General features: G+C 36.4%; 12 protein-coding genes and 1 riboswitch. Of the genes, 8 read left to right on the top strand and 4 right to left on the bottom strand.

What is annotated here, in order from left to right; translation table 11 throughout:
• The first annotated feature begins 471 nt into the window (after nt 1-471).
• The 3 genes from V3Z67_RS09540 to V3Z67_RS09530 are packed head-to-tail and all read left to right on the top strand — an operon-like array spanning nt 472 to nt 2,276.
• Entirely contained in the window at nt 472-1,320 is an 849-nt protein-coding gene (locus V3Z67_RS09540) for a hypothetical protein (protein ID WP_330443081.1), read from the top strand.
• A gap of 60 nt (nt 1,321-1,380) precedes the next feature.
• A complete protein-coding gene (locus V3Z67_RS09535) occupies nt 1,381-1,845 on the top strand; it encodes a hypothetical protein (protein ID WP_330443080.1) in 465 nt (154 codons plus the stop codon).
• On the top strand, nt 1,842-2,276 hold the full coding sequence (locus V3Z67_RS09530) for a hypothetical protein (RefSeq protein ID WP_330443079.1): 435 nt from the start codon (nt 1,842-1,844) through the stop codon (nt 2,274-2,276). The genes V3Z67_RS09535 and V3Z67_RS09530 overlap by 4 nt, the downstream gene beginning before the upstream one ends.
• 20 nt (nt 2,277-2,296) lie before the next feature.
• On the opposite strand, the gene V3Z67_RS09525 is transcribed toward V3Z67_RS09530, so the two are convergent.
• Genes V3Z67_RS09525 through V3Z67_RS09515 form a run of 3 tightly spaced genes read right to left on the bottom strand, consistent with a single transcriptional unit; the run spans nt 2,297 to nt 5,819 of the window.
• Nucleotides 2,297-3,235, bottom strand: a complete 939-nt coding sequence (locus tag V3Z67_RS09525; RefSeq protein WP_330443078.1) for an NAD(P)H-dependent flavin oxidoreductase — start codon at nt 3,233-3,235, stop codon at nt 2,297-2,299.
• Nucleotides 3,236-3,265: 30 nt separating this feature from the next.
• Entirely contained in the window at nt 3,266-4,201 is a 936-nt protein-coding gene (locus tag V3Z67_RS09520; protein ID WP_330443077.1) for a DUF6438 domain-containing protein, read from the bottom strand.
• Between the two features lie 10 nt (nt 4,202-4,211).
• Nucleotides 4,212-5,819, bottom strand: coding sequence for a S8 family serine peptidase (locus V3Z67_RS09515; protein WP_330443076.1), 1,608 nt, complete (start codon nt 5,817-5,819; stop codon nt 4,212-4,214).
• A 152-nt stretch (nt 5,820-5,971) separates the two neighbouring features.
• Between V3Z67_RS09515 and V3Z67_RS09510 the strand changes: the two genes are divergently transcribed.
• From V3Z67_RS09510 to V3Z67_RS09500, 3 genes are all read left to right on the top strand, one after another.
• Nucleotides 5,972-6,823, top strand: coding sequence for an EamA family transporter (locus V3Z67_RS09510; protein WP_330443075.1), 852 nt, complete (start codon nt 5,972-5,974; stop codon nt 6,821-6,823).
• A gap of 127 nt (nt 6,824-6,950) precedes the next feature.
• Nucleotides 6,951-7,060: riboswitch (SAM riboswitch) on the top strand.
• 150 nt (nt 7,061-7,210) lie between these two features.
• Nucleotides 7,211-8,389 carry a trans-sulfuration enzyme family protein gene (locus V3Z67_RS09505; protein WP_330443074.1) on the top strand — a complete coding sequence of 393 codons (1,179 nt, stop codon included), beginning with the start codon at nt 7,211-7,213 and terminating at the stop codon, nt 8,387-8,389.
• Between the two features lie 30 nt (nt 8,390-8,419).
• Nucleotides 8,420-9,652: a homoserine dehydrogenase gene (locus V3Z67_RS09500; RefSeq protein WP_330443073.1), complete on the top strand. Its 1,233-nt coding sequence runs from the start codon at nt 8,420-8,422 to the stop codon at nt 9,650-9,652.
• A 62-nt stretch (nt 9,653-9,714) separates the two neighbouring features.
• Here V3Z67_RS09500 and V3Z67_RS09495 read toward each other — a convergent pair whose 3' ends face one another.
• Nucleotides 9,715-10,317 carry a DUF1684 domain-containing protein gene (locus V3Z67_RS09495; RefSeq protein ID WP_330443072.1) on the bottom strand — a complete coding sequence of 201 codons (603 nt, stop codon included), beginning with the start codon at nt 10,315-10,317 and terminating at the stop codon, nt 9,715-9,717.
• A gap of 113 nt (nt 10,318-10,430) precedes the next feature.
• Here V3Z67_RS09495 and V3Z67_RS09490 point away from each other — a divergent pair, with 113 nt between their 5' ends.
• Together V3Z67_RS09490 and V3Z67_RS09485 are read left to right on the top strand one after the other, a co-directional pair.
• Nucleotides 10,431-11,654 (top strand): MDR family MFS transporter, encoded by a 1,224-nt coding sequence (locus tag V3Z67_RS09490; RefSeq protein ID WP_330443071.1) that lies wholly within the window; start codon nt 10,431-10,433, stop codon nt 11,652-11,654.
• A gap of 118 nt (nt 11,655-11,772) precedes the next feature.
• Complete coding sequence (locus tag V3Z67_RS09485) at nt 11,773-12,132, top strand: BlaI/MecI/CopY family transcriptional regulator (protein WP_035132235.1); 360 nt, start codon at nt 11,773-11,775, stop codon at nt 12,130-12,132.
• The last annotated feature ends 1 nt before the right edge of the window (nt 12,133 follow it).

The following is a 12,133-nucleotide window of genomic DNA, read 5'->3' as shown; positions in this document are numbered from 1 at the left end:
GAGACACATTAAAAAAATTGTAAGGTTTTGTTTTATTATACTTTTAGCTTTACTTTTTTCAAATTATTTATTTGATAAACGATCATTATCAACAAAAACTATTGTTATAGATATTCATGATACTAATTATAGTTATACACCTTTACACTGCACCTTTACAATTATAATAGTAGTTCTATTTCTCTCTTATTATTCTAAAATAACAAATAATTTATACCGCAATAACAAATCGGTTAACTACACTTTTTTAATATTACTGACTTTTATTGTCGTGGGATATTCCCAACTTATGATGTTAAACTATGCTACTTACAGCATTTTCCCTACAACTTGTGTGATTCCGGGAACCGATGATTATAGGGAATCATATTTAATTACCAATCCCGTTTATATGGCTATGGTACAGATATTTCTTGTGTTATTTTTAATATATAATGCTATTAAAGTGGGAGTAAAATTTAAAAAAATACTATGAAATTAAAAGTCAGTACTAAGGAAGCTGTCAATAAAGGTCAGCTGGTTACTATTTTACTACCATTTATACTGTTACTTGTATTTACATTTTTCATACCACTTGCCTTTATTGAATTTACTAAAAACAAACTCTTAATGTGTGCCTCCGGAGGGGTTATTATCGCATTTGCCTTTAGGAGTTTTATAGTTATATACTGGAAACTATGGGCTTATGAAAATGCCGACAATATACATGCACTTAGAAACAAAGCTATAATGTATAGGGTAATTTCGCCCGAAAATAGTTTTTTTGGAAAATTTGAAATAAAAACTAAAAGCCAGCAAGCTAAATTAAAAGAACTGGAAAAAAGGTTTTTAAAAGATAATCCTATTTATGATGATTATGAAATACCCAAGGTAACACACATACGCCACTCAAGAGTTAAAATGTATATAAATATTGCTATAGGATGTATGATGATTGGATCAGGTATTTTCGTCTATTTTAATGTACAGGAAAAAAATAAAACGCTGACTTATATATTCGCACTATCTGGCATATTTATCTTATTTAATAATATAAGGCTATTACGAAATACTGCACCTTCACTAACCATTAACGACAAAGGTATATATAGTTCTAAAACCAAAACCTTTTTTTCATGGGACGAGATTTACAGTACTGAATTTGATACTATTTCTCATGATGATTATATAAAAATACATCATAAACACGGTACTGAAAAGGTTAAAATTGACAGGATGAATATGTCTTTTTCTGATTTTCAACATATTCTTAATATCTATAATCTACGATATGAAAAAAACAGAGATTCTTCCTTCGTCAGAATGACACTAATTCTGTAAAGGATTGACTTGAGACAACCTCTTTTTTTATATATTGCAGCACTGTAAACAACCACACCAATGAATAAATATCTTAAGGAAACCATTTGGTTAATTATTTTACTACTACCATGTGTTTTTCTCTACTCTTCCGAATATCCAACAATAGATATAAATGTGGGTGATACTTATTTTGTAATGGATCGTTTTTCACTAATTTTCCTTTTTATTGCGATACCGGGATTTCTTATTTACGGAATAAGAACCTTAATCAATAAATTCAGGGACAAGTTTATAAATATTGTCTTTATATTATTTACTGTACTAATTGCCTTACTATGGATTGAAGTGATTATTATAAATGACATGATTGGCTCTGACGGAAGCATGACAATTTATCCTCCACTTAGTGCTGAACCCCAAAAAACTGAAGAAAAATACTACCCTATAGCTAACCATACGATTATGATTACCTTAGAAGTAATACTAATTGTAATAGCATTATTCACTGCTTACAAAACAGGTAAAAACAAAAAATTATCATGAAAAAAATAGTTACAACCACACTAATTTTATTTCTGGTAGCATTTAGCCTGTTTTTTGCATGGGTGGCCATTACCCCTGCTGATTTTGCTATGAGTGTAATTCCGGGATGGAATACAACCATATTACCTCCTCATTTTTTCCTTTCATTTTTCATAACACCCTGGTTGCTGTTCACAGCATTAATTTACCTATGGGCTTTTATAAAAAAATGGCCGCTTAACAAGCTACTGGCTATAATACATGTACTACTGAGCATTCCGCTACTTATAGTGTTTTTATATAAAACCGATGTAGATCTTAACTTTTATACTGAAAATACAGGTATGGTTTTTAAAGCTTTTTTCCTGGCTACAGTTGCCTTTGTTATAGCACAGATATTTTTTATGCTACAGCTTATTACAACCTATAGAAAATTAAAAGCCCGACACTAACTGCCGGGCTTTTTTTATGTTTAAAGACTTACAGCTTCCTGCTTTGCCTTTTTAAAATCGGTTATAATTTCCTCTAAAATTGCTGCTGCGGGTTTTACCTCATGTATGAGTCCGGCAATTTGTCCAATTTCAAGTTCGCCCTCTTCAAGGTCACCTTCAAACATACCTTTTTTGGCACGTGCCCTGCCCAGTAATGTTTTTAGGTCATCTACTGTTGGGGCTTTGGTATATAAATCCATTACATCATGGAAAAACTTGTTTTTTATCAGCCTTACCGGAGCAAGCTCCTTAAGGGTAAGATGTGTATCGCCATCCTGAGCGTTTACTATTGCCTGTTTAAAGTTAGCATGCGAAGACGACTCTACCGAAGCCGCAAAACGGCTACCTACCTGTACACCATCGGCACCAAGTATCATAGCGGCAAGCATACCCCTGCCTGTTGCAATACCTCCTGCTGCGATAAGCGGAATTTGTAATTTTTCCTTCACCATAGGAATAAGCGTAAATGTAGTGGTCTCTTCCCTACCGTTATGTCCCCCTGCTTCAAAGCCTTCGGCAACAACAGCATCTACCCCTGCTTCCTGAGCCTTTAGGGCAAACTTTACACTACTTACCACATGCACCACGGTAATGCCGCGCTCTTTTAACCATGCTGTCCATGTTTTAGGATTCCCGGCAGATGTAAATACGATTTTCACCCCCTCATCAACAATGATATTCATTATCTCTTCGATATTTGGATATAGCATTGGTACATTTACACCAAAAGGTTTATCGGTTGCTTTTTTACATTTTTGTATATGTTCACGCAGTACCTCTGGGTACATAGACCCCGCTCCAAGAAGACCAAGTCCTCCCGCATTACTTACTGCACTTGCCAGTTTATAGCCACTGGCCCAAATCATTCCTGCCTGTATTACAGGGTGTTGTATATTAAATAATTGAGTTATTCTGTTCATGTAAAATGAATATTTTTTTAAACTCTAAAACTACAAATTTTCAGACAAACGGCTTAAAAAATCGAACTTCTCTCTTACATCCATATTTATCATTACATCTGTACTGTTAGTATCTATATTAAACTTTTTTGCAATATCAGTAGGAATTTCAAGCTCTTTCATATCATGCAGCTGTCCTATTCTTATTAAAGGGAGGTAAGCCCACGCTAACTCATTAGGCCCCTGAGCCCCACAATCCCTAACAGTCTTTACTATTTTATTATTTTTTATAAAATAAATACAAACACACAGCATACCATCTGTTACGTTATGTGCATAAGACTCCTCCAAGTTCATGTAATCTGCCCTTTTGAACCTTTCCTTAATACGGTTAAACCCTTCCTTACTAATTTTTGACTTGTTTAGTCCTAAATGTTTTACACTGTACCTGCCGCTAAATAACACATCTCCATTATTTTTTACAAGAAGCGTAACAACAGGACTGATACCAAAACACGGCGATGAATATAAAAAAACAGCGTCAAAATCAGGAATCGTATCTGTTTTATATGTCTTTTTTACAAAAGTCCCTCCGTACCTATGTGTAGCATCTGTAGCTATTTTAAGTGTATCGGGAGTAAGTTTTTTTACTTTACACAAACTCCATTTTTGGGTTGCCGGATTAAAAAGCCTCAAGCTGTCGTTTGATAAAGTATATTTAGATTCAGTACCAAAATAAATATAATATGCATTTGACCCGTATTTGGAATTTTCAGCACTTATAAAATGGGGGTTCTCCCTATGAAATCCATATTTATCTTCAAAAATACTGTCAGTAAAAAACTCAAAACCTCTATTGTTAGTAAACTGGTTTGTAGTATCTATCGAGCTCCAAGTACCCAAAATAATATTTTGGGGCGTAAGTGTTTTTTCTTTTTGACAGGAAACTGATAAAATTGCAAATAAGAATAGTAAGGCGTATCTCATAAGTAAGGATTTATTGCTTTATCAGCCTTCCGGTTTTGGATTTATCAGAAGATGACACCACATAGTTATATACTCCAAACGATAAACCACGTAACGATATTGCCTGATTAGCAATGACTTCGTGCTGTAAAACAACCTGTCCTAAACTGTTATAAACTGTAACCGAAGCTTCATTAACATCATCCGGAAGGGATATATAAAATACATCTTTTGTAGGGTTTGGATATACTACAAAATCTTTTTTGGAAAGCTCCTGTACAGACAGTTCATTTAATGCCAAAGCAAAATTAGGTATACCGTAACCGTAGTCATAATCAGGATTACTAAACCTGTCTGCCGAACCTTTTATAAGATCCATAATCTCAGTATTGGTTTTCTCAGGCAATGCCTGCCATAAACAGGCTACTAAACCTGCAGTGATAGGACTTGCAAACGATGTCCCGTTACCAAAGCTTATCTCACCATCGGTTTTAGAGTAAATAGCAGCCACTCCCAGTGCCATAACATCGGGCTTTAATCTTCCGTCAAACGTTGGTCCTATACTACTAAAACTGCCTCTTTGCTCCTCATAATTAACTGCACCCACGGTAAGTACATTAGCCGCATCGGCAGGAACCTCAACATAAGGTTTTTCGGTACTACCTGTATTCCCTGCTGAAGTTACACAAATCATACCGCGTGTAAAAGCAATATTAGCTCCACGTGTTATAAATGCGGTTTGACCATCAAGGTCTTCATAGGTATAATTGTAATTGGGATTATCAAAATCATAATACCCCAGTGAGGTATTAATTACATCTACCCCAAGGCTGTCGGCCATTTCGGCTGCTTCTACCCAGTAGGATTCCTCCACAGGATTTTCAGATGAGGCATCTTCTGTTACAAAAAGGTAGTAAGAAGCATCGGGCGCAGTACCTACAAGTGCCCCTTCAACATACCCTCCCATGGTAGAAAGCACAAATGTACCGTGCTGATTACCGGTATAAAAATTATCTGTTGCAGCTACAAAATTATAACCTCCCAAAATACGGTTGTTATTCAACAGGTTTTGAAACGGTTGCGCTGTATTAACTCCGGGAAACCCCGAATCCAGTACGGCTATTATCATACCCTCTCCGCTATAATCCTGCTGGTGTAGTACGTGTCCGTTAAGCATTTGTATTTGGGTAGTACTCATACCATAATTAAAATCGGCCTGAACATCCAGTGTTTTATTCACCTGCTGCTGCCTTGAGGCTATTGCAGGCCTACCGGGGTTGTTAAGTGATTTATCGGCATATTCTATACTGTCTACAAACTCCAGTGAAGTTAGTGCAGCTATATCAATCAGTTCTCCTCTTACATGCAGTGCATTAAGCCATTTTGACTTTGCCATTACCGTTATTCCGCTAGCAGCTGTTACACCGTTTATATACTCCTGATGAATAGGAACATCAAGTTCATCCAGCTCAATACCCTGTGCAGCCCTGCGGTCTAATGCACGTTGAGATAGCATTTCAAGCGGATTTTCAAAGTAATAATCTGCGTCAGGTTTATCGGTAAAATACACCCAGGCATCCTCCTGAGCGCTACATACTGCAGTAAATATAAGTAACAGTAATAGGAACTGCTTTTTCATTTTTTTAAAATTTTAACCATTCTTCCTAAAAGAATATACGCCCTGTAGGAGTTTATGGTTTATTCTTAATACGATTTCATAGCGGAATCAAATATACAAAAGATGCCTGCAAAAACTGAAAAGATAGTATTTTTGCCCAAATTCTTTTAACGATGTTATACCTCATTTTAAGTATTATATGCAGCGTTACCGTTGGTGTACTGTTTAAAACTGCAAAAAAATACCCTGTAAACATTAGCCAGATTGTAGGCTGGAACTATGTGTTTGCCGTAGGACTGTGCTATCAGTTTTTTAAACCCGATATGAGTACTGTAGATAGTAATGCCACATGGCACATTTATATTCCGTTGGCGGTATTACTGCCTTCCATATTTATATTTTTGGCACTATCCATTAAGCATATGGGAATTGTAAAAACCGATGCAGCCCAACGCCTGTCACTATTTATCCCTATACTTGCAGCTTACTTTATTTTTAAGGAAAGTTTTACTACTTATAAAATTATAGGCCTGCTTGTAGGTTTCCCTGCTATAGCTTTGATACTCTCCAAAAAAGACGATAATAATGCCTCAAAGTGGTTTTATCCGGCTATCGTATTACTGGGATTTGGCGTTATAGATATACTGTTCAAACAGATAGCCCTGCACAATACCATGCCTTACATCACATCGCTTTTTATAGTATTTTGCGGAGCTTTAGCCGTGGCATGGCTGTATGTATTTTTTAAACTGATTGTGAGTAAAGAAAAACTAAGCCTTATGAATTTGGCTTTTGGGGCACTGGTTGGTATTTTCAATTTCTGTAATATTCTTTTTTACTTAAAAGCGCATAAAGCATTTTCTGAAGATCCATCGACCGTTTTTGCCGGAATGAACATGGGGGTAATTGTACTGGGCAGCCTTGTGGGGATTTTATTTTTTAAAGAAAAGATGTCAAAACTTAATTATGCCGGACTCACTTTAGCACTTTTTGCCATCTTTTTCATAGCACTTTCTCAGTTGTAAGCTCATTAAAACTAAAAAAACACCAAATTTAAATATTTGATATTCAGTTAAATAAAAATATTTAAAGTTTTATTTGGAAATTAAAATCATTGTACTTTAAATTTGCAGCAAGTTCTTTAGAAAATAATTCTTATCCAGAAAGACCGAGGGATTTGACCCTATGACGTCTTGGCAACCTGTTCATTAATTTGAATAAGGTGCCACATTCAACCACATGCAAATGTGGAAAGATAAGTTTAGAAATACGTAGATAATACTTCAATATATTATGTGCCTTTCTGACTTATCGGAAAGGCATTTTTTGTTTATGCACTTTCCGATAGACTGGTTTAGAATGTTTTTTTAACAGGATTTAAAAAATTGTCAAATATTCTAAACAGCAAAAAAATGAGAGAGCAAACTTTAATTCTTAACAGCATTCCGGTAGACGAACTAACAGGATCAATCGCTACCCCTATTTACCAAACATCAACATTTGTACAGGATGCACCGGGCGTTCACAAAGGTTACGACTATTCACGCAGTAACAACCCTACACGTAAGGTTCTTGAAGACTGTATTGCAGCACTTGAAAACGGTCACGGTGGTTTTGCTTTTGCAAGCGGACTGGCAGCTATTGACTCGGTTATAAAACTTCTTGAAGCAGGGGACGAGGTTATAGCAGTAGATGATATTTACGGAGGGGCTTTCCGCCTGTTCACTCACGTGTACCAAAAATTCGGAATCAAAATTAACTATGTAGATTCTACAAACGCTCAAAATGTAGCCGATGCAGTTACCAATAAAACAAAACTTATCTGGATTGAATCGCCTACAAACCCTACCCTAAAAGTATCTGATATACGCACTATCGCAAAAACAGCAAAAGAAAACAACATACTGCTTTGTGTAGATAATACTTTTGCATCGCCGGTTTCTCAAAAACCTATCGATCTTGGTGCAGACATTGTTATTCACAGTGCAACTAAATACATTGCAGGTCACAGTGACCTGATTGCGGGTCTTGTGGTAACTTCTAGACAGGAACTAAGCGAGAAAATCAAATTCATACAAAATGCATCAGGTGCTATTTTAGGACCATTTGACAGCTGGTTAGTAATCCGCGGTATTGAAACGCTTACCCTTAGAGTAAGACAACATGCCGAAAACGCTCAGAAAATAGCTGAGTTCCTACAGGAAGAAAAGCTTATTAAAAATGTTTACTACCCTGGCCTTAAAACACACCACAACCATGAGATTGCTAAAAGTCAGCAAAAATACTTTGGTGGTGTAATCGCTTTTGATCTTGTAATTGATGATAAAGAACTGGCTTCACAAATAGTATCGGGCACTAAACTGTTTAAACTGGCTGAAAGTCTTGGAGGTATTAAAAGCCTTTGCTGCCTGCCATGTGAAATGACTCACAAATCAATCCCGGCAGAAAAGAGATACAGCTCTGGCGTTACTGATAGCCTTATACGCCTTTCTGTAGGTCTTGAAGATGCTGATGATCTAATTGACGACTTAAAACAGGCTATTGCTGCTGCTGTTAAAGCTAATGCAGATAAAAAAAGCGTAACAGCTTAATTAAACATCTCTCAAAAGAAGAAATACAAAATGTCAAGAAAAAATTTAAATATAGGATTATTCGGTTTTGGATGTGTAGGCTACGGACTATACGAAGTGTTGGAAAAAACTCCGGGACTGAAAGCAAACATCAAAAACATTTGTGTTAAGGACAAAAACAAAGCCCGTGAAATAGGTGCAGAAAACTTTACTTACGACAAAAATGACATCCTTAACGACGAAGATATCAATGTGGTAGTAGAACTTATAGATGATGCCGATGCTGCTTTTGAAATTGTAGCGGCTGCTCTTAAAAAAGGGAAAGCGGTGGTATCTGCCAACAAAAAGATGGTTGCCGAACATTTTACCGAACTACTGGAACTACAGCGTGAATACAACGTGCCGCTTTTATATGAAGCTGCCTGCTGTGCCAGTATGCCTATAATTAGAAACCTTGAGGAATATTATGACAACGACCTTTTAGAATCTATAGAGGGGATTGTTAACGGCTCTACCAACTATATACTTACCAAAACTTTTGCAGAAAACCTTTCGTATGAGTCTGCCCTTAAACAGGCTCAGGACAACGGTTATGCCGAAAGTAATCCTATTCTTGACACTGGAGGCTTTGATGCCAAGTACAAACTGCTAATATTATTAGCACACTCATTTGGTTACATTGCCAACCCTAACGACATATATAATATAGGTATAGATAACATAGGCGAACTGGAGCTTAAATATGCCCGTGAAAAAGGACTTAAAATTAAGCTGGTTGCCCAGGCATTTAAAACACCACAGGGAACCCTATCGGCTTTTGTTATTCCTAAATTCGTAGACAGCGACGACCGCCTGTTTACTGTTGATGATGTATTTAACGGAGTGCTTACCAAAACCAGCTTTGCCGATACTCATTTCTTTGTGGGGCGTGGTGCAGGTGCACACCCTACAGCCTCTGCTGTGCTGTCAGACATCTCTGCATTAAGTTATGATTACCGTTATGAATACAAAAAAATATACCAGGAAGAAAACATACTGCTGAGTGATAAGGTTACGCTTAAGGTATTGCTTCGCCATAAAAAGGAAGAAGCAGAAAGCTTAAAAGAATATTTTGACATCATTGAGGAGTCATATGCAAATCATGATTCCGGATACATTACAGGGAATATTTCCCTTGAAAATGTAAAAGCTCTGCAAAGCAGTAATCCTGCCGAAAGGTCTTTTATATTATTAAATATTGAAAAAGAAACTCTTGCTTATGAATCTTTAATCGAAGCTAATTAATTAGTAGTTCTGATTATGTTTAGTTGAAAAGCCGTATCAGTTCCCGATACGGCTTTTTTAATTTAATGCTTTTTATATTCCTTTACCCCTGCTTTAATTTCAACGAGTATATCATTTTGTTCCGGCGGGACCGGGCATGAATAACTATGGTTATAGGCACAATAAGGATTATAGGCTGTATTAAAATCTACCGTAAGAGTATTTCCGGCAGGGATTTTAAGATCTACATACCTGCCTCCTCCATAACTTCCGTTACCCGATGTCAAATCAGTAAACGGCAGGAAAAGGTAATCCTTATACTCTTCCATTTTCATCATATCCATACTCTGAAAAACGTCCAGTTTTACCTCTTTCCCTTTTAGGGTAAAATGCAGTTCGCCATACTTCCTGTAGCGTGGTTTCCTACTGGTGGTGGTTTGCATGTAAAAAGGTTTTTCATTTGGCGTTTTAACCAGTTTAGCCTCAACACAAAAATCAGTATCTATAGGATAAAACTCAAGCGATTTAAACGTCTTTATATCTTCTTTAGTAAGCGGAGACTCATCTGGGTTAGCATACTCCTTATTCATCTTTTCCTGAAAAGCCACAGCATTGTCCTTTGAGCATTCCTGTGCTTTTGCCATAAGAGATAGTAACAAAGCTCCGCCAATTATTATATTCCTCATTATCTTATTATTGGTTTTATACAAAAGTAACCAATAACTTAAAATATTTTTATTGGGCTGTTAATATTAAGGAGTCATTCCTTTGTATATTTGTGGTAAATCATCCCATTTACATGTTTCTTAAAGCCTTTAAGCGCTATATCAATAACTTCAGGGGCTTCTCCCGGGAGATATGGATACTAACGCTAATTACGTTTATTAACCGCGCCGGTACTATGGTACTGCCATTCCTTTCCAAATACCTTAAAGAGGACCTGTGCTTTTCATACGGTCAGGTAGGTTGGATAATGGTATGTTTCGGACTGGGATCAATGGCGGGATCATGGATAGGTGGTAAACTAACCGACAGGATAGGTTTTTACAAAGTAATGGTATATAGCCTTTTTACCACGGGGCTTTTATTTTTCGGATTACAGTATGTAACTTCCTTTGTTGGGTTGTGTTTTGCTATGTTCGGTATAATGGTAATTGCCGATACGTTTAGACCCGCCATGTTTGTTTCTCTTAATACCTATGCAAAACCCGAAAACCGTACGAGAGCTTTAGCATTGGTAAGACTTGCCATCAACCTTGGTTTTGCAGCAGGGCCAGCCTTGGGCGGACTCATTATTACTAATATTGGTTACAAAGGCTTGTTTTGGGCCGATGGGGCGTCGTGTATAATTTCTATACTACTGTTCTATATATTAGTAAAAGAGAAGAAAAAAGTAACAGAAGATAAATCATTGGTAAAAGAAGATATAACAAAACACGTATCTGTTTTTAACGATGGTACTTTCCTGTTGTTCCTGTTTACCAGTTTTGCAACAGCACTTATATTTTTCCAAATGTTTACTACCCTACCGCTTTACCACGGGGAAGTATACAACCTAACCGAATTTGAAACAGGGCTTATTATGTCGTTTAACGGTACTATGGTATTTACTTTAGAGATGCCGTTAGTAGGATATATTGAACGGAAAAACATATCTAAAATCAAAGTACTGTTATGGGGTTCAGTATTCTTTGCCCTTGCCTTCTTTACCCTGTTAATTAATGTTTGGATAGGAGTACTCTTATTAAGTGTTGTATTTATTACACTTGGAGAGATGCTTTGTTTTCCGTTTGCCAATTCGTTTGCTATGAGTCGCGCTCCACGTGGTCATGAAGGGCGTTACATGGCACTTTATACCATGACATTTAGTGTAGCCCATATTTTTAGTTCCAAACTGGGAATGCTTAATATTTCTTTCTTTGGTTATAATACCAACTGGGCTGTTATGGGAGTTTTAGGTCTGCTCTCGGCTGCTGCAATACTACTGGTGCAAAAGCGTTTAAAACAAGAATCACACGCATAGCATAAATTTTTAAGGCATCTTTATACAATAAAAAACTACCGTTTTAGTTATATAACTATAAAAATAGTTGACAAACTAAAAAAATAGTTTTAGCTTTGGATTATTAATTAAAGATGCCATGCAAAAATTAACGAACAAAGAAGAAGAAGTAATGCAGATTTTGTGGAAGCTTGAAAAAGCTTTTGTGAAAGATGTACTGCTTGAAGTAAAGGAAAGTAAACCTCATTACAACACTGTTTCTACTATAATAAGAAACCTTGAGGAAAAAGGTTATGTAGATCACATTGCCTACGGTAATACCTACCAGTACTACCCTACTGTATCCAAAGAAGATTACCGCACAGGTTATATGAGCAATGCCATTAAAAACTACTTTAATAACTCATACAAGGGTATGGTATCTTTCTTTGCCAAAGAAGAAAAGATAAGCGCCGAAGAGCTACGCGAAATACTGAAAATGATAGAGAAAGAAGAGTAGC

Source organism: Flavobacterium sp. C4GT6 (assembly GCF_036347315.1).
Taxonomy (GTDB): Bacteria; Bacteroidota; Bacteroidia; order Flavobacteriales; family Flavobacteriaceae; genus Flavobacterium.
The sequence above is the reverse complement of the archived record's forward strand: the minus strand, read 5'-3'. Positions and strand labels throughout refer to the sequence as shown.